This window comes from Ornithinibacillus liuyingii (assembly GCF_055550225.1).
In genome coordinates this window covers 53,049-72,117 of record NZ_JBPWOS010000012.1, presented here as the reverse complement: position 1 = coordinate 72,117, position 19,069 = coordinate 53,049, and the positions used below count along the sequence as shown (strand labels likewise).

General features: G+C 36.5%; 19 protein-coding genes and 1 riboswitch. Of the genes, 2 read left to right on the top strand and 17 right to left on the bottom strand.

Annotation, left to right across the window (positions count from 1 at the left end):
- Positions 1–286: 286 nt before the first annotated feature.
- From sufB to ACSKT4_RS15810, 8 genes are all read right to left on the bottom strand, one after another.
- Complete coding sequence (sufB, locus tag ACSKT4_RS15845; protein ID WP_186870937.1) at positions 287–1,684, bottom strand: Fe-S cluster assembly protein SufB; 1,398 nt, start codon at positions 1,682–1,684, stop codon at positions 287–289.
- Positions 1,685–1,716: 32 nt separating this feature from the next.
- Positions 1,717–2,151 (bottom strand): Fe-S cluster assembly sulfur transfer protein SufU, encoded by a 435-nt coding sequence (sufU, locus tag ACSKT4_RS15840; RefSeq protein ID WP_186870938.1) that lies wholly within the window; start codon positions 2,149–2,151, stop codon positions 1,717–1,719.
- Positions 2,141–3,361, bottom strand: a complete 1,221-nt coding sequence (locus tag ACSKT4_RS15835) for a cysteine desulfurase (RefSeq protein WP_186870939.1) — start codon at positions 3,359–3,361, stop codon at positions 2,141–2,143. Before ACSKT4_RS15835 ends, sufU begins: the two co-directional genes overlap by 11 nt.
- Complete coding sequence (gene sufD / locus ACSKT4_RS15830; protein WP_186870940.1) at positions 3,361–4,668, bottom strand: Fe-S cluster assembly protein SufD; 1,308 nt, start codon at positions 4,666–4,668, stop codon at positions 3,361–3,363. The genes ACSKT4_RS15835 and sufD overlap by 1 nt, the downstream gene beginning before the upstream one ends.
- Before the next feature lie 17 nt (positions 4,669–4,685).
- A complete protein-coding gene (gene sufC / locus ACSKT4_RS15825; protein ID WP_186870941.1) occupies positions 4,686–5,471 on the bottom strand; it encodes a Fe-S cluster assembly ATPase SufC in 786 nt (261 codons plus the stop codon).
- A 466-nt stretch (positions 5,472–5,937) separates the two neighbouring features.
- A complete protein-coding gene (locus tag ACSKT4_RS15820; protein WP_186870942.1) occupies positions 5,938–6,108 on the bottom strand; it encodes a YuzK family famiily protein in 171 nt (56 codons plus the stop codon).
- 259 nt (positions 6,109–6,367) lie between these two features.
- Positions 6,368–8,404 (bottom strand): peptidoglycan D,D-transpeptidase FtsI family protein, encoded by a 2,037-nt coding sequence (locus tag ACSKT4_RS15815; RefSeq protein WP_186870943.1) that lies wholly within the window; start codon positions 8,402–8,404, stop codon positions 6,368–6,370.
- A gap of 20 nt (positions 8,405–8,424) precedes the next feature.
- Positions 8,425–10,437, bottom strand: coding sequence for a penicillin-binding transpeptidase domain-containing protein (locus ACSKT4_RS15810; RefSeq protein ID WP_186870944.1), 2,013 nt, complete (start codon positions 10,435–10,437; stop codon positions 8,425–8,427).
- Positions 10,438–10,569: 132 nt separating this feature from the next.
- On the opposite strand from ACSKT4_RS15810, the gene ACSKT4_RS15805 reads away from it, so the two are divergent.
- Together ACSKT4_RS15805 and blaI are read left to right on the top strand one after the other, a co-directional pair.
- Positions 10,570–12,414 (top strand): BlaR1 family beta-lactam sensor/signal transducer, encoded by a 1,845-nt coding sequence (locus ACSKT4_RS15805; protein ID WP_366481260.1) that lies wholly within the window; start codon positions 10,570–10,572, stop codon positions 12,412–12,414.
- Between the two features lie 36 nt (positions 12,415–12,450).
- The gene (gene blaI, locus ACSKT4_RS15800) at positions 12,451–12,846 is read left to right on the top strand and encodes a penicillinase repressor BlaI (RefSeq protein WP_211742656.1); all 396 of its coding nucleotides are present in this window, start codon (positions 12,451–12,453) and stop codon (positions 12,844–12,846) included.
- An 82-nt stretch (positions 12,847–12,928) separates the two neighbouring features.
- Here the strand turns inward: blaI and ACSKT4_RS15795 are convergent, their stop codons facing one another.
- The 9 genes from ACSKT4_RS15795 to ACSKT4_RS15755 form a co-directional block, all read right to left on the bottom strand.
- Positions 12,929–13,744, bottom strand: coding sequence for a MetQ/NlpA family ABC transporter substrate-binding protein (locus ACSKT4_RS15795; protein ID WP_211742655.1), 816 nt, complete (start codon positions 13,742–13,744; stop codon positions 12,929–12,931).
- Positions 13,745–13,772: 28 nt separating this feature from the next.
- The gene (locus tag ACSKT4_RS15790) at positions 13,773–14,441 is read right to left on the bottom strand and encodes a methionine ABC transporter permease (RefSeq protein ID WP_186870947.1); all 669 of its coding nucleotides are present in this window, start codon (positions 14,439–14,441) and stop codon (positions 13,773–13,775) included.
- Positions 14,434–15,456, bottom strand: a complete 1,023-nt coding sequence (locus ACSKT4_RS15785; RefSeq protein ID WP_465823671.1) for a methionine ABC transporter ATP-binding protein — start codon at positions 15,454–15,456, stop codon at positions 14,434–14,436. The genes ACSKT4_RS15790 and ACSKT4_RS15785 overlap by 8 nt, the downstream gene beginning before the upstream one ends.
- 164 nt (positions 15,457–15,620) lie before the next feature.
- A riboswitch (SAM riboswitch) is annotated at positions 15,621–15,734 on the bottom strand.
- A gap of 79 nt (positions 15,735–15,813) precedes the next feature.
- Positions 15,814–16,131 carry a thioredoxin family protein gene (locus ACSKT4_RS15780; protein WP_186870949.1) on the bottom strand — a complete coding sequence of 106 codons (318 nt, stop codon included), beginning with the start codon at positions 16,129–16,131 and terminating at the stop codon, positions 15,814–15,816.
- A 19-nt stretch (positions 16,132–16,150) separates the two neighbouring features.
- Positions 16,151–16,507 carry a toprim domain-containing protein gene (locus ACSKT4_RS15775; RefSeq protein ID WP_186870950.1) on the bottom strand — a complete coding sequence of 119 codons (357 nt, stop codon included), beginning with the start codon at positions 16,505–16,507 and terminating at the stop codon, positions 16,151–16,153.
- Between the two features lie 161 nt (positions 16,508–16,668).
- On the bottom strand, positions 16,669–17,052 hold the full coding sequence (gene gcvH / locus ACSKT4_RS15770) for a glycine cleavage system protein GcvH (protein ID WP_465823670.1): 384 nt from the start codon (positions 17,050–17,052) through the stop codon (positions 16,669–16,671).
- 65 nt (positions 17,053–17,117) lie between these two features.
- The gene (locus tag ACSKT4_RS15765; protein ID WP_465823669.1) at positions 17,118–17,480 is read right to left on the bottom strand and encodes an arsenate reductase family protein; all 363 of its coding nucleotides are present in this window, start codon (positions 17,478–17,480) and stop codon (positions 17,118–17,120) included.
- A gap of 325 nt (positions 17,481–17,805) precedes the next feature.
- Positions 17,806–18,576: a phosphotransferase gene (locus tag ACSKT4_RS15760; protein WP_465823668.1), complete on the bottom strand. Its 771-nt coding sequence runs from the start codon at positions 18,574–18,576 to the stop codon at positions 17,806–17,808.
- A gap of 237 nt (positions 18,577–18,813) precedes the next feature.
- Entirely contained in the window at positions 18,814–19,008 is a 195-nt protein-coding gene (locus ACSKT4_RS15755; RefSeq protein WP_465823667.1) for a hypothetical protein, read from the bottom strand.
- Positions 19,009–19,069 lie beyond the last annotated feature (61 nt).

Below are 19,069 nucleotides of genomic sequence, written 5' to 3'. Positions count from 1 at the left end.
CTCTGTCCTTTATTCCTCTATAATGTTCATTTTAGCATTGTTTTGTAAAGATTCCTACCGAACTATTTAATGAAATCTTTACGATTGAATAACGGTCAGGTGCAATTGGATGCAGCAGATTATCTTATGATTACGAACATGTAGCTTCATATAGAAAAATAGAAGACGAACTTATATCGTTCGTCTTCTATACGCAAAGATAATTTCAAGGTCGGCACAAAGCAGGCACAACCGAATTGTTAGTAATTACTGCCTTAAACAGCACTACATAAATATTTTAAAGGTATTAACCGATTGAGCCTTCCATCTCGAATTTAATTAAACGGTTCATTTCTACCGCATATTCCATTGGAAGTTCTTTTGTAAATGGTTCAATGAAGCCCATTACGATCATTTCAGTAGCTTCTTCCTCGGTTAAACCTCTACTCATTAAGTAGAATAGTTGTTCTTCCGATACTTTAGAAACTTTTGCTTCGTGTTCAAGTGAGATATTATCATTTAAAATCTCATTGTAAGGAATCGTATCTGAAGTTGATTCATTATCAAGGATAAGGGTATCACACTCAATATTCGCACGTGCACCATCTGCTTTACGTCCAAAGTGAACGATACCACGGTAAGATACTTTACCACCTTGCTTAGAGAATGACTTCGACACAATTGTAGAAGATGTGTTTGGTGCTAAATGATGCATTTTTGCACCTGCATCTTGTACTTGCCCTTTACCTGCAATAGCAATAGAAATCGTGTTACCACGAGCCCCTTCACCTTTAAGAAGAACTGCAGGATATTTCATCGTTAATTTGGAACCGATATTACCATCAATCCATTCCATAGTTGCATTAGCGTCGCAAACAGCACGCTTTGTAACTAGATTATACACGTTATTTGCCCAGTTTTGGATGGTTGTATAACGGCAATACGCATCTTTCTTAACAATAATTTCAACAACCGCACTATGAAGTGAGTTGGTTGTATACACTGGAGCTGTACATCCTTCTACATAATGAACAGATGCACCTTCATCCACGATAATTAATGTTCTTTCAAACTGTCCCATATTTTCAGAGTTAATACGGAAATATGCTTGAAGTGGCGTATTTGTTTTTACACCTTTTGGAACATAAATAAATGATCCACCAGACCATACTGCAGAGTTTAACGCTGCAAATTTATTATCAGAATAAGGAATTACGGTACCAAAGTACTCCTTAAATAACTCTTCGTTTTCTTTAAGAGCCGTATCTGTATCTTTAAATACAATTCCTAACTCTTCTAAGTCCTCTTTTAAGCTATGGTATACAACTTCTGACTCATATTGAGCAGACACCCCTGCCAAGTATTTTTGCTCTGCTTCTGGTATACCTAAACGGTCGAATGTTTGCTTGATTTCAGCAGGTACCTCATCCCAAGTTCTACCTTGTTTTTCAGATGGCTTTACATAATAAACAATCTCATCGAAATCAAGTCCTGATAGATCTCCACCCCATTGTGGCATTGGACGCTCATAGAAATGCTCTAATGCTTTTAGGCGATAATCTAGCATCCATTCAGGTTCTTCTTTCATTTTAGAAATTTCTTCCACGACTCTTCGTGTTAAACCACGTTCTGTACGGAAAATGGAAACGTCTTTATCACGAAAGCCATATTTATACTCTTCTATTTCAGGCGCTTTCTTTGCCATTATAAACCCTCCTTATAGTATCGTACGTAATGCTAGTCTTTTTCATGAACTCCTTTTTCCATTGCTTTCCATGCTAGGGTTGCACATTTAATTCGGGCTGGGAACTGTGATACACCGCTAAGTGCCTGTGCATCTCCTAAGTCCAAATCCGACTCAATTTCTTCCCCAAGCATCATGTCAGAAAAGAGCTTAGACATTGCCAATGCTTCAGATACTTTCTTTCCTTTAATTACTTGTGTCATCATCGATGCAGAGGACATACTGATGGAACACCCTTCTCCTTGGAACATCGCGTCCATTACGATTCCATCTTCTACTTGAAGCTGAAGTTGAATTCGATCTCCACAAGTAGGGTTGTTCATATCCACCGTTAGTGCATCACCCTCGAGTTCTCCTCGGTTTCTTGGATTTTTATAATGATCCATGATGACTTGTCTGTACAGTGTTTCCAAATTGTTAAAAGACATGACCGAAAAACTCCTTCGTCTTCAAGAGTCCGTCTACTAATTTTTCTACATCTTCTTCGGTATTATATAGATAAAAGCTTGCTCTTGCTGTTGCTGTAACATTTAACCACTTCATTAATGGTTGGGCACAATGATGTCCCGCTCGAACAGCAATACCAAAGGAATCTAATGCAGTTGCTACATCATGTGGATGAACATCTCCAAGATTAAATGTTACAAGAGCAGCTCGGTGTTCTGGTCCATATACTTTAATTCCTTCAACAGTACGTAATCGGTCCATGACATAATCCGCTAACTTTTGCTCATGTGCTAATATATTATCCATGCCTACTTCTTCTAAAAAGTCGATCGCAGTAGCTAGACCAATAGCACCGCCAATAATTGGTGTACCACCTTCAAATTTCCAAGGAAGCTCTTTCCAAGTGGAATCTTGGAGGGAAACAAAATCAATCATTTCGCCTCCAAATTCAACTGGTTCCATTTCTTCTAATAACTCTCTTTTTCCATAAAGTACACCAATACCAGTTGGTGCAAGCATTTTATGTCCAGAAAAAGCATAGAAGTCACAGTCCAAATCTTGAACATCCACTTTCATATGTGGAATACCTTGTGCACCATCTACTACTAGAATAGCACCCTTTTCATGCGCAATTTTAGCAATTTCTTTAATCGGGTTTATTGTACCCAATACATTGGAAACATGTGCAATTGCTACAATCTTCGTGTTATCCGTAATTAATTGCCGATAATCTTCTAACGCTACTGTACCATCATCCTGTAATGGAACATAGGATAATGTCGCTCCAGTTGCTTTTGCTGCTTGTTGCCAAGGAATAATATTACTATGATGCTCCATAGGCGTAATTAGAATCTCATCACCTGGTTTTAAGTTAGCTCGCCCATAGCTTAAGGCAACTGAATTAATCCCAGTAGTAGTACCACGATTAAAAATAATTTCTCCAGTACTTCTTGCATTAATGAATCTCCGAACCTTTTCTCGTGCACCTTCATATTGATCCGTAGCACGAGAACCAAGCGTATGAACACCTCGGTGGACATTAGCATTATCAAAACGATAGTACTTCTCAACAGCTTCTATAACAGAGATTGGCTTTTGAGAAGTAGCAGAAGAATCCAGATAAACTAATGGATGGCCATTGACTTCCTGATCAAGAATCGGAAACATTTGTCTGATGGCTTTTATATCCATTAGTTAACTTTCCTTTCAATTACTTGTTCCAATTGCTTCTTAACTGCAGCAATAGGTAATTGAGATACTACTGGATCTAAGAATCCATGAATAATTAAACGCTCTGCTTCTTCTTGTGTAATACCACGGCTCATCAAGTAATACAATTGCATTGGATCAACACGTCCTACAGATGCGGCGTGTCCTGCTGTTACATCATCTTCATCAATAAGTAGAATTGGGTTAGCATCTCCACGGGCTTTTTCACTTAACATAAGGACACGAGAGGTTTGCTCATTATTCGCACCAGATGCACCGTGCTCAATTTTCCCAATTGCATTAAATATTGAAGTTGCACTTTCTTTCATAACACCGCGTTGCAGGATTTGTGCGTCCGAATTTTTACCCCATTGGGCAATTTTTGCAGTAAAGTTTTGAATCTGTTTTCCACGTCCAACTGTTACAGCATTTGCATTGGAAACGGAGCCATCACCAATTAGGTGTGTCACATTCTCCGATACAGTATTACCATCGTTCATTTGGCCAAGAGCCCAGTCGATAGTTGCGTGACGGTAAGCGACACCACGACGATTAATATAAGTAGTGGTTCCTGCAGCAAAGTTATCCACCGCACCGAAAGATATCTTCGCATTATCTAGTGCAATTACTTCCGTTACAATATTAGCTACAGTTGCTTCTTCTTTGTTATTTGAAATATAGTTTTCCACATACGTTACTTCACTATTTTCATCTGCAACTACTAGTACATGGTTTACAAGTGCTACTTCTGGATCCTCTTGCCAGAATACCGCTTGAAGTGGTTCTTCAATTTGTACGTTCTTCGGAACATATACAAAGATTCCACCATTCATTAACGCTGCATGTAAAGCAGTTAATTTATGTTCATCAATGGATACGGCATCTTTCATGTAATACCGTTTCACTAAATCCTCATGCTCTTTTAAAGCCGTGAAAATATCAGTGAAAATAACACCTTTACTCATTAAGTCTTCATTAAGTTTAGCGAAAGCTACAGTATGATTACGTTGAATAACAAGATTCTCTGGTAAGTTATCCACATCAAAGAAATCTTGAATTTCTGCAGGTAATTCTGTTAATGAAGAAATGGTTTCACCTGTAGCGACATGCTTGAAACGAGTGAAATTCCAATTACCAATTTTTGTTTTATCTGGTTTTGGTAATTCTAACGATTCAGCTTGTTCTAGTGCATTGACACGTAATTCTTTCATCCATACAGGTTCATTACGTTCGCTAGAAAACTGTTCAATATAACTTTTATCATAAGGTAGCTTTGTGTCTACAGTCATATTACCCCTCCTAACTATTAAGCGTTTTGTCCAACTGTTTCGTCTTCGATACCTAATTCTTCTTTAATCCAGTCATATCCTTCTGCTTCTAGACGTTGAGCTAATTCAGGACCACCAGATTTCACAACGCGACCTTGCATCATCACGTGTACAAAGTCTGGAGTAATATAATTTAATAGACGTTGGTAGTGTGTAATGATTAAGCAACCGAAGTTTTCGCCGCGCATTTTGTTAATACCCTTTGAAACTACTTTCAATGCATCAATATCCAGACCAGAGTCAATTTCATCAAGAATTGCAATGTCAGGCTTGATTTGCATTAATTGAAGGATTTCATTACGCTTCTTCTCTCCACCAGAGAATCCTTCGTTTAAGTATCTTGTTGCCATGCTTTGATCGATTTCTAGGAAATCAAGGTCTTTATCTAGATCCTTAATGAATTTCATTAAAGGAATTTCATCGCCTTCTTCTCGACGAGCATTAATTGCAGAACGCAAGAAATCAGAAGTCGTTACACCACTAATTTCACTAGGATATTGCATTGCTAAAAATAGACCTGCACGTGCACGCTCATCTACTTCCATTTCTAATACGTCTTCGCCATTTAATAGAACTGACCCTTCAGTAATTTCATACTTCGGATGTCCCATAATTGCAGATGCAAGAGTTGATTTACCTGTTCCGTTCGGTCCCATTATTGCATGGAATTCTCCGCCTTTAATTGTTAAATCAACGCCTTTTAATATCTCTTTACCTTCAATTGAAACATGAAGATTTTTAATTTCTAATGTAGATCCTGCCATATCGATACCTCCATATATTGTTATCTTATTTGGATATGATAAATAATGATATCCATTCTCAATTTATTCTCATTACAATCTTATAGCATTTCGAATTGATTATCAACTTTTTTAGGTTGTATAAATCGAATGATATTTTAATTGTTTTTCACTATGTTTTGTATTGATTTATAAGGTATTGCGAGTCCCCTTAACAGTCCGAATCGTCTAATACTTTCCTAATAGTAAGAAGTGACCTAAGCTAAACCTATCCTCCTTCCTACAGAAGATGCATAGGGAAGATGTTACTATGCAAAAGAGATGCCTCCTAAAAGCACTCTTATTGACCACTCCATCCGACATCTCCACATAGAAGGTAGAACGGTTGAACAAACAAATATAGCTTCGATTCCTATATAGTCCAAGTTACAGCAATTCCGACAAAAAACTGAGGATATTCATTTGAACATCCTCAGCATCATTCACATTATTTAAAAAGATTACTATCAATTTCCGCCAATAGCTGCTTGCATTGGTTGTATTCTTCTTGTCTTTTCTTTTCAACTTGCATTCGATTGTCTAAGTTTCGACAGTATTCAGCGTACCCCATTTGATGTGATGCTTGCAATGCTTTTTCCATTTCAGAGGTATAGTTCATTTTTATCTCACTAGAAATAGTGAATCATCCCTTTTGTTTTGTATTTGACATGTTAATTTTAACACGCCAAATATATGACACCAAGTCGTGTTGAATTTCGAAAATGGATGAATTATACTATTTATCCTCATTAAAACGATATAGTATTATTTTCTACAAACATTTAACCAATTTCTTTAGATTGCTTCGTCTTCCTTTTATCATTTATAGGAGTCAATATCAAAACAAGGTTCTCGACCTTCCCTTATACATTAACATCCTATTTCATATCGAAATATGCATCCAAAATACGTTCACCAATGATAGCATTAACGTGCTCTCCCTGTCCTGCATGTGGTACTACAATAGCTAATGCTACTTCTGGATTCTCCATTGGTGCATAGCTAATTAGGGTAAGGTTTTCGGTATAATCTCCTTCAAACTCATTCTCTGCTGTACCTGTCTTACCTACCGCATTGTACTTCTTATCATGAAACTCAGCAAAAGCAGTTCCACGGGGTTCTTGAAATACTCGGCGAAATCCTTCTTGAACACGTTTAATATTTACGAGGTCCATTTCAATCCGATTAATTGCTTCAGTATTCATATTCTTATATACTGACCCGATGGTTTCGTCTGAAGTATTCGGGTTTCGAACTTCTTTTAGGAAGTGGGGCTTAACTCGTAAGCCATCGTTTGCAATGGTAGAGACATACTGGGCAAGCTGCATAGTTGTATAGGTATCATATTGTCCAATAGCGAAATCCATAAGATTTCCTGCTACAGGATCTGTCCCCTTATAACCAGTCGCCTCATTTGGGAAATCAACTCCTGTCTCAACACCTAACCCAAATTGATAGAAATAATTACGCATCTCTTGAAACGCATCCATATTAAATGTAACCGGCATATTATATTGGTAGTTATATTCTCCACCCATCCGTAGTGCAATATTAAACATATAAATATTAGATGATTCCTTTAGCGCATCTATTTCATTTAGCCAGCCTAGAGTGCTATTCGTGTAGGAGCTTTTTTCTGGGGTCCCTTTAATTTTCATAGGTTTATCATAAAACGTTTCACCTTGTACAACAACACCGGATTGTAATCCTGCTAATACGGTTGCTCCCTTTACCGCTGAGCCCGGAATATGCTGCTCATAGATAGTTTTGTATGCTACATTCTCAAATGTATCTTTTTCTCGATTATAGTGCTGACCAGAAACAGCTAATAATTCTCCTGTTTTAGGTTCGATGACCACCGCTAATGCCTCTGTCATATGCCGGTTATCGTGCGGGTATTTCTTAATAATCTTTCTTAATTCTTCTATTATAATCCTATCCACGGTCTGCTGTAATTCCATATCAATGGATAAGATTAAATCTTTTCCGCGTTGCCCTTCAACCACAACCTTTGTCTCTATAATATCACCTTGTCTATTTGTCTTATATCCAATTTGTTGTTTTCTTCCTCGAAGAATTGATTCATATTGTTGTTCTAATCCACTCTTTCCAACTCGATCATTAAAACTATACCCAAGTGATAAAAAATATTCTTTTTTATCAGCTGGAATACCTTCTCGATGGGATGTAACTGTTCCTAGTAAGCTTTTAATTGTAGAACCATAGGGGTATGCTCGATTCCAATCTAACTCAACATTAACACCTGGAACCATAGCCATATTTTCCGCTACTTTTGCATACTCTTCTTTTGTTACACCTTCACTTTTGATAATGTGACGATTCAATTCCATCGCTTTATCTAGCTCTTTTTTTATTCTAATAATTTCTTTGTCTTTAATCGTAAAACTACTAATATCTTCTTCCGTAATCAATTCCAATGTGGCATTATACTGTTCCCCGTTGTCCATATTAGCTCGCTTTTTTACAGATAAGCGATTGGTCGCTTTCTCTTTATTTAAAAGGTACCAATACTCTTTTAAATCCCGTTCTGTTAACTCTTTATCAAAATACATTTCGGGATTCTCTCCTTTTGGAACAACATTTATTAATTCGGATAAATTTTTTGCGACCAATAACCGTTGTTCTGCTGTGGTGCCTTTAGCTGGTGTGTAGGTAATTGCCTTAGACGGTTGATTGTCTGCGATTACGTGATAATTTCTATCATAAATTTTACCTCTGGGAGTTGGTACCTTTATCGTTTCTAGATTGGTTCGCTCTATATCAGCCCGAAATTCCTTTCCATTTAAAATTTGAATAACACCTAATTGGATAATTAATACGGAAAAAAGGATAAAGATAATAAGAAAAAGGATATTAAGTCGAGTTAGAAAGTTTGATTGTTTTTTCTTTTCCATTTTCCCCCAACTTTCCTTATTTACTGCCGGTAGAATTCAAAAATATCTCTTACCTTAGAAATTGTGTAGCTACTTCCGCCTCTTTGTTTTACATCCTCTATCATCATGGTTAAAAGAAGTTCAGGATTATCAGAATTAAATCCTATGAACCATCCATTTTCTGTTCCGTTTTGATCATCCTTACTAGATTTAATTTCAGCTGTCCCTGTTTTACCAGCAATGGACATACCTGGAATGAATACACCATGCGCAGTTCCAGCTGGATCTTCTACTACTTGAATCAAGTACTTATTTAAATTCTTAACGATATCAGGTTTAATCAAATTCTTCTTCCACACCTGTCGTTTCCCTTCTCCTATGATAAATGGATATAATACATTGCCATTATTCGAAAATGCCGTATAAATTGCTGCAAGATGGATTGGGCTCATCATCACTTCTCCTTGACCATATGCAGTATCCGCCAATTGAATCTCGCTCTTAATTCCATCGTTGGAGAGAGTAGAAGGAGAAATAGGAAAAGAAAACTCTATTTCCTCCTCAAATCCAAACATATTTGCTTCTTTTAAAAACGCATCTGTTCCCAACTCTAGAGCTTCTTGAGCAAAATAAATATTATCAGAGAATACAAAGGCATCTTTTAAATCTACTGATGACTTTTCATGAACACGTGTTACATAATAATCGCCCCACGACTCATCTTTTGCCCAGTGTAGTCCTTCAATCCGTCTAACTCCATCATAGCTAGTTACTCCTGTTTTTAAGCCTATTGCAGCAGTTATGGTTTTAAATACTGATCCTGGTGTATATCGATTTGTAAAACGATTTAAAAACGGGCTATCTGGGTTCTCGCTCCATTCTTTCCATTGCTCTTTAGATAGTCCTCGAACAAATGCATTCGGATCAAATGAAGGCGTGCTAACTAATGATAAGACAGACCCAGTATTAGGATTAAGTGCTACTGCAGTACCTGCATCTCCAGAAAGCTGTTGGTATATTTCCGCTTGTAAAATCGCGTCAATTGTCAATTGGATGTTCTTACCAGGTACTGGTTCTAATTTAGCTACCGTTTCCTTGAAGCTTCCATCAGCATTTTTAATAAAAATATGTCCTCCATTATTCCCTCGTAACTCCTCTTCAAAAATAAATTCCAGTCCTATCTGACCTAAGAAATCCCCCGCAGTATAGCCATCATCTTGAAGTTCCGAAAGCTGTTCTGCATTGATTTCACGTACATACCCGGTTAAATGAGCGGCTGCTTCACCAAAAGGATAGGTTCGTACCACTTTTTCTTGAATAGCCACACCTGGAACTGCTAGATATTCCTGCAAGTCTTGTTCACCTATTGGAAGTGTACGAATAGGGACAAATAATTCGGGTTTCACCCAGGAAGCATTTAGTTCACCATCAATCTCCTCAACAGAAACATCTAGTAAATTAGCTAGTCTTTTTTTAGATTCATCTGGATTCTCGCCAAGTTTGCTAGGTACAATGCCAATAACATTTGCTTTAGCGTTGATAGCTAGACCACTTCCATGTCTGTCTCTAATCTCCCCTCGTGCTGCTTTTAACATTTGTACCGAAACCTGTTCTCCCTCCTCCATAGATGGAAAAATGAGTGATGGTTCCCAATCGATATACCAGCCTTTTCCTCTATCATTTTCTTCGTTCACTAATGTTGCTTTGTTTGTAAATTCAATTGGACCTGCTAATGTCTCCATGGATACCCGAAAGTCGAAAGTAATAGAATCTTGCTCGGGCATCTCTTTTTCCTTCTTCTCAATCAAACTTTCAACCTGTAGACTACTCACATTCATCCCTGAATAGATATTTTCATAGCGTTCTATAAACTTCTGTTTATCTATCGCTTCCATAGATTGTTTGGAAAGATATCCATACATAGCTTCAAAATCCATTTCTTCCCAACTTGAGAGATAAGAAGCGAAGACATCTTCAGGGTAATTATCCTCAGAACATCCTGTACTAGTTACAATTAATCCAATTAGTATTAAAACGATCCAGCACTTCCTCAAGTCACCAAACTCCTTTATCGTATAATTTTCACAAGATTACATCCGTAGTATTATACTACAAGTGTAGTCTGTGAATGTCAATTTCTTTCTCCACCAAAGTCTAATGACAACATAATATTTATGTGATTGCTAATGCGTGAGCGAAGTGCTACTATTTATGTATTACAAATGAAATCTCAAGAAATGGAGACGATTGCTTTGTTCCTTACTCAACTAACCATATGCCTCATCGTTTCTTCTTTTACCGTGGCTATAATATTGACCATTAAAAAAGTATTTCGAAATCAATTATCCGCAAAATGGCAATACAATATTTGGTTATTCATGTTGTTAGCGATGCTACTACCATTTAGCCCAAGTCACCTTCTTGATTTTGGTGAGAAATTTATTACCTTAGATTGGGATCAACGTGAAGATATAAATACTACTTCCATGCATTCCGAAGATGAGCGATTACAAGAGAATGAAAATTGGATACAGGACTTTACGATTTCTGTCAACCGTAGAGCACCAGAGACTCTAAATATTATAATCGGGAGTATATGGATAGCTGGCACGCTTGTTTCGACTATACTAGTGTCTATGGCATGGTTTCATTTAAGGAAAATAAAACGAAGTGTCTCTATTTTAAACAACAAGGAATATATGAAAATATTTGAGCAATCCAAGCAAACTTTAAATATTTCGAGGCAACTAATTGTAGGAGAATCCCAACTAATAACATCTCCGATGACCTTTGGATTATTCAAGACCTATGTCGTGTTACCGTCACATTTTGATGAATATCTCTCTAGGGAAGATATTTACTATATTTTTTTACATGAGCTGAACCATTATAAATCTAAAGATATTCTCTCCAATTACTGCATGATTTTTTTCCAAACTCTTTATTGGTTTAACCCGCTTGTTTGGTATGCATTTAAACAGATGAGATTAGATAGGGAAATCGCTTGTGATATAGCGGTATTGAAATCAGTAGGTCATGTCCGCTACTCAGATTATGGAAAAACCATTCTACATTTTATGGACCAATCCTCCAAGCGTAATTCTGTCCAATTTGTAACAGAACTGAATGGATCTAAAAAACAGCTAAAAAAACGTATTGAAAAAATTGCATCTTTCAATGGTGAGCCCAAACTTTTACAATTGAAAAGTATAGCCGTATCTATATTGGTCGGAGCAATAATCTTGTGTCAAGTACCATTTATTTCTGCCATGACCATTGACGAAAATCAATACCACTTTGAAAACAAACAAACTGAGTATATCGATTTAGAAAACTATTTTACAGGTTATAGAGGAAGCTTTGTATTATATGATAGTCAAGCGAGGCAATTCAAAATTTATAACAAAGAACTAAGTACTACGAGAATTTCTCCAAATTCTACTTATAAGATTTATAGTGCCTTATTAGGTCTGGAGGCTAATGTAATATCGCCAAATGATACATTTATAAAATGGGATGGTACGAAATATAGTTATAACGCATGGAATCAGAATCAGGATTTGTCAACCGCAATGGCAAACTCAGTTAATTGGTACTTCCAAACTATAGATAGAGAAGTTCAACAAGATGTGATTCAAGCATTTATTGAACAAATAGATTATGGTAATCAAAATCTGTCTAGCCGTTCAGAACCATTCTGGTTAGAGTCATCGTTAAAAATATCTCCAGTAGAACAGGTAAAATTATTAGATGCCTTTTACAACAACCGCCATGGATTTATTGAGGAAAACATCCAAACCGTTAAGTCTGCAATAAAATTAGAGGAGAAAGAAGGTGTTTCCCTCTATGGAAAAACAGGTACTGGGAAAGTAAATGGTAAAAATATTAATGGTTGGTTTATTGGATTTGTGGAAACAAAAAATAACACTTATTTTTTCGCAACAAATATTCAACGTGATGACAATACTCTCGGAAGTACGGCAGCAGCTATCACATTATCTATTTTGAATGATTTTGGCATTTACAAATAAGTATATTGACTTAGCTTTATAAGGAGGAGATTATATATGCCGAAGAACATACCAAATATCTCTGAAGCCGAATGGGAAGTAATGCATACCCTTTGGAAAAATAGTCCCCAAACAGCAAATGATGTTATTTTGGCTTTACAGAATAGAACCGATTGGAAGCCAAAAACAATTCGTACACTGTTAGATCGTCTTGTCCATAAAAAGGTTGTCGGTGTAAATAAAGACCAAAAAGTATATACTTTTTATCCCCTTTATTCTCAAGATGAATGCCAAAGAGCAGAAGCCCAATCATTTATCCAGAGAATCTATGGGGGCACACTAAAATCCATGTTGGTGCAATTTATTAAAGAGGATTCCTTGACTGAAGAGGAGATTAACGAATTGAGAAGTATTTTAGATAAAAAGGAAAAGAAGCAGTCATCCAATCAATGATTCAATACTTTGTACCTCTAGACGGAATTTAAATGCAAAAAAAGCCAGAAAATGGTTAACCATTTTCTGGCTTTTCTCCATATTAGTTATTCCCACCTACAGGTACTACAGCACCATTATAATTATCGATAATGAAGTTTTGAATTTCTTCTGACTGTAAGACCTCTACAACTTTCTTTAAGTCTTCATTATCTTTGTCTTCTGCACGTGCAGCAATAATATTAACGTAGTCTGATTCTTCTCCTTCAATAAATAAAGCATCCTCTAAAGGCGAAAGTTCTGCCTCAATCGCATAGTTTGTATTAATTGCTACAAGAGCATCTGCTTCATTATTATAAGCCTCAATTAAGAATTCTGCGTTCACTTCTCCAAATAAGAACTGGAGGTTTAATGGATTTTCTACAATATCTTCTTGGCTCGGGTAGGCTGTGTCTGCGTCATCTGCAATTTTTATTAGCCCTTGTGCTTCGAATAATTGCAGAATACGATAATGGTCAGGGTCATTACGACTAATAATAACCTCTGTACCTTCTGGAATATTATCTACACTTGTAATATTCTTAGAATATACTCCCATTGGTTCAATATGAACGCCACCTAAATTAACAAGGTCATAGCCTTTTTTCGGATCGTTGATGTCCTTTTCAAAGAATGGTATATGCTGGAAGTAGTTCGCATCAATAGTTCCTTCATCTAGATCAAGGTTTAACAAGTTGTAATCCGAATACTCTTCAATTTCAATAGTAATTCCTTCTTCTTCTAGTATCGGTTTAGCTTTTTCTAATACTTCTGCATGAGGAGTACTTGTAGCACCGATTTTGATAACATGGTCATCACTTCCACAAGCAGCTAACAAACTAATAAGTAAAATAGATAGTAGAACTAATAATTTCTTCATTTGGTAATCTCCTTTTATTTAATATATTTTATCTTTTATCCAATTTATTGGTAATAAAGTCACCAATGAATTGGAATATGAAAACAATAATAACAATTAATACGGTGCATACAAACACGACATCAAAGTCACGTCTAACAAAACCATGGTAATAGGCAAAGTCTCCTAGCCCCCCAGCACCGATAACACCAGCTACTGCTGTATACCCAATTAAGGCAATTGCAGTAACCGTTATTCCAGAAACAAGAGCAGGCATAGATTCTGGCAATAACACTTTAAAAATAATGGTTTTTGTTCTAGCTCCCATTGCCTGTGCTGCTTCAATAACGCCTCGATTTACCTCACGTAACCCAATTTCTACTAACCTTGCATAAAACGGAGCTGCACCCACTATTAACGCAGGAAGAGCCGCGTTTGGTCCCCTAATCGTGCCAATCAAGAAATTAGTAAATGGAATCAATAACAATATTAAGATAATAAAAGGAATGGCTCGAAATACGTTAACAATTGTTGCTACAATAAAATTCAACGCTTTGTTTTCCCATAGTCCACCTTTGGAGGTTAAATAAAGTAAAAGTCCTAATATTACTCCAAAAATAACAGTCCCTACTAAGGCTAAAAGGGTCATATAGAACGTTTCGCCGGTTGCCACTAGTAATTTCTCTATTACTACATTAGGAAATAATTCATTAGGCATGGGTTAAAACCTCCACTTCTACAGTGGTTTTTTCCGTAATAAATTGGATTGTATTGTTTATTTCACGGTCACTTCCGTTAATTTGTACTACTAGGGTCCCATAAGCACCAAGTTTAGTTTGAGTAATTTTTCCTTGAAGAATATTTACTTCAATTTCAAATTCCTTAGATAACTGACTGATTAATGCTTGGTTTGCAGAATCGCCGACGAAATGTAAACGAACAACCCTTCCACTTGTATAAACATCTAATAATTGACTCAAATCACCATCTGAGTCACCCATCACTTGTTCGACAAATTTCTTAGTAACGGGCTGCTTCGGTTTTAGGAACACATCTAACACATCACCCTGCTCCACAATCTTTCCTTTTTCCATCACAGCAACTCGGTTACAAATTTTCTTGATAACATGCATTTCATGGGTAATTAATATAATGGTAAGTCCTAATCTTCCATTAATATCTACCAAAAGGTCTAATATGGAATCTGTTGTTTCTGGATCTAATGCAGAGGTTGCTTCATCACACAATAACACCTTAGGATTATTCGCAAGTGCTCTTGCAATACCAACTCGCTGCTTCTGCCCACCACTTAATTGAGAAGGATACGCATTCTCTCTTCCAGCAAGTCCCACAAGCTCAATTAGTTCCTTTACTCGATCTTCTCTCTCTTTTGCAGGAACTCCAGCAATCTCTAATGGAAATGCAATATTTTCACGAACTGTACGTGACCATAGAAGATTAAAATGCTGAAAAATCATACCAATATCCTGTCTAGCAATTCTTAGTTCATTCTTCTTCATTGCCGTTATATTTTTGCCTTGAATGGTTACCTGACCAGAAGTAGGGTCTTCGAGACGATTTAGCAAACGAATAAATGTACTTTTTCCCGCACCACTATAGCCAATCACACCAAATATATCACCATCTTCAATGGTTAAACTTAAGTGATCCACTGCTTTGATTTCTTTCTGATCAAAGCGAAATACTTTAGTCAGATCTTTAATAGATATCATTCCATATCCCTCCTCTTTCTATGATGTACTAATTTCGGAAATGCATAAATACAATCGTATTTATATCACGTAATGGTAAGAATTGATTTTGCCCTTCCCAAATAAAAAACGCCTTTCTGTAAGAGAACAGAAAGACGTAATAGTAACTATTAAATCCTAACGTTCCCTCATCTTTCAAAGCCAATTGCTTTGTAGGACTTGGCACCTTTTTCAAACACGAAAGTTTGAAGGTTGCCGCGGTATCATAGGGCCTTTCCCTCCACCGCTCTGGATAAGAGATTTACATTATTCAATTTTTCAACAGAATTTACTATATCATCAGTATATAGACGTGTCAATAAAAAAATGCAATACAATTTATTTTTTATCTCGAAATAATTCTGGTTGATATTCTAAAAGGTAACGATATATATTCCCAGTGGATTGAAATGCATAGATTTTTTCTTTAATATCATGACCCTTTTTTATGACAAGACAAGGAACACTTTCGATTTTATTGTCTTGCATGAAATCAGGATACAAAGAGGCATTCATTTCATAAAATATGTTCTCCTGATGCACCGCTTCTATCTTATCTAACATTGTCCTGGCTATGTGGCAAGTACCACAAAAAGGGGTATATATATACAGTAAATATTCTTGTTGTTCAAGAACTTCTTTGGAAATCTCGTTCAATTTATCACCTACTTGAAAGCTAGACTAAATAATGGGGATTAACAGCAATTTGCTTACCAAGTAGAAGCATTGCTAAAATTCGTTCTGGGGTAGCAGCTACTTCTCGATACTCACTACTAACATAAATATGCTCTGCATGTGGTAACTCAAGGGAAAGTTGTTTCCGAAGCTTCATCCCAGATTTGTCTTCATCAACAAAGATATAAACATCCTTTTCATCCAACTGATAGGTTTCTAGCATTTCATCAAAACGTTCTATATCAAACGTTCCATTCGTACAAATAATTGTAATCTGGTCATTAATAACTTTCTCAAGTTGCCTTTTATCCGTTAAACCCTCAACAATTATAACACGTTCAGTTTGATGTGAAATCATGGTAGATCCCCCTCATATGATTAGAGCGTAAGGCGTCCAAACACAAACAGGTGAACATATTCTCAATAGGGACTGACGCCTAGAGCTGGATATTTTTGAAATGAAAACTGACTCTTTTCCGTAAAGCTTGGAAAAAAGTCAGTTCTTAGATGTTTAACATATTATTCTTGTTCGATTAGTTCTTTATATGCCTCAGGCGAAAGTAGATTTTCTAGTTCAGATTCATCACTAGGCTCGATGACAATCATCCATGCACCTTCATATGGAGCTTCGTTTACAAGCTCAGGGCTATCCTCTAAATCTGTATTTACTTCGACAATTTTCCCACTAATAGGCGCATATAATTCAGACACTGTCTTTACAGACTCAACGCTACCAAAAGGCTCATCAACTTGTATCTCATCTCCAACCTCTGGAAGCTCAACAAATACGATATCTCCTAATTCGTCCTGTGCGAAGTCTGTTATCCCTACACGAACAGTGTTACCTTCTTTTTTTACCCATTCATGTTCTTTTGAATATAATAAGTCGTTTGGTAAGCTCACGTAAAATCCCTCCGAATAATTGGTTGTACATTAACTATACAATCTATTATAGATTTATGCTAGTATTATTGATTAGCCCATTTCGCTTGAAACTCTTCTTCCTTAAAGCCAACTGTTACAGTGTTACCATCTGTTACAATAGGCCGCTTAATTAACATACCATCAGAAGCAAGAATCTCTGCCATATCTTCTGTAGATGCATCTTGAATTTCTTCTTTTATATTTAATTCACGATACTTTTTCCCGCTTGTATTAAAGAACTTCTTCGCAGGAAGTTCGCTATTTTCAATTAACTCTATAATCTCTTCCTTAGAAGGTGTTTCTTCCACAATATGTATGCTGTTATATACTACGTTATGCTCATCAAACCATTTCTTCGCTTTTTTACAAGTTCCACAATTCGGATACCAATAAAATGTTAATGCCATTATAGCTCCTCCTTTTCTACGGATATTTTACCATGTATGAGAAGGAATTATAAGTAGAGAGAATTAATTAATAGATTAGGTTGTGATTAGATGATATGTAACAAGATAACTACATAGTTCTGATTGGATGCATAGCAAGGATAGGGAAACCTTCTAGTTATAAAAACGCTTGGTATCAACCTCTCCAAGATTTCAATTATTTCGATACATGTATATTAATGATCCCCTCAGTGAATTGCCAGGCATCTCATATAACCTATCTATGAATAAATTTATATATCATAAGTTCTACTTAGTTTGTCCATTCCATCTCAAAATACCCCGGCTAAAAAAACTCATAGAGCCCTTCATCAAAATAGGAATATTCTTCCTTCGAAACGTTATACCGTGTGTATCCTTCATAAAAGGACTTTATAAGGACTTCGTTATCGATAAATCGACTAATCGCTAAGGACTCATCATAGCGGGGATCTCCTATCGTCATCCCTGCCACGTCAATAAACATCTGCACTTTTCCATCTACAATTAATACATTGTCTGCAGTACAATCTCCATGGATGATGGTTTGGTTTACTGGTATTGGTTTGGTAGATTTAAGCTTATTAAGTAGTGCTGCATTCCCATCTGCCTCCCCCATTTCCAAATTTCTCTCGGCCATTACTAACTGATTATCCAACCAATCCCCCCGATGGTTAAATAAATCTATTGGTTTGGTTTCATGAAGCTTCTGTAGCAATTCTCCAAAACCCTTCATTAATGCCTTCTTTTCTGTTGTAGTATCGGCAATTTTCAATGCCGAAGTTAAGGTCATTCCAGCCTCAAACGACATGATCAAATGGCTTCTATCTGCTTCTTCTATATTCCCATAATATGTAGGAACTGGGATTTCCGTATGGCTTGCTAGCTTTTTTAAAACCTCCGCCTCGCTCTTTAACCATTCTCTATACTTCTCTTTATAAGACGTCTTCAATAGAAATTTATTACGTCCCGTAGTAATCTGCTGCACACTAGACGTACACCCTTGGTTGGGTAAAAGGGTAATGCTATTCAATTTGCCCACGACTGCTTCAATCTCTTTTTTTAATTGATTATCCATCATTTCCACCCCATTTACGTTATAAAACGAAGGAATGGTTATCTAATTTTTCCATTCCTAATAGATTTCTTCAACCAAATTCATATCAATCAGTCCATTGATTACCTTGCAATAGCCCTACTATTATAATAAAGTAAACGGCATTTAAAAAAGAAGCCTCTTAGGTGAAAAATATGGGTTATCCTAAAAATACAGTTAATAAGTTCGACATTTCTGCGGGGCATCTATCTAATTCATTTATAGATGCGCCATTTTCTCGATCTCATGCTCCCTTTTCACTGGTAGATGTGCCCTTTCTTCGATTACATGCGACCATTCCTCTTGTAGATACGACCCTTTCTCAATCTCATACTCCCTTTTCACAGCTAGATGCGACCTTTCTTCACTTACATGTGACCGTTCCTTTTGTAGATACGACCCTTTCTCAATCATATGCTCCCCATCCACAAATAGATGCGACCAACCTCCACATATATACTCCCTATCACAGTAA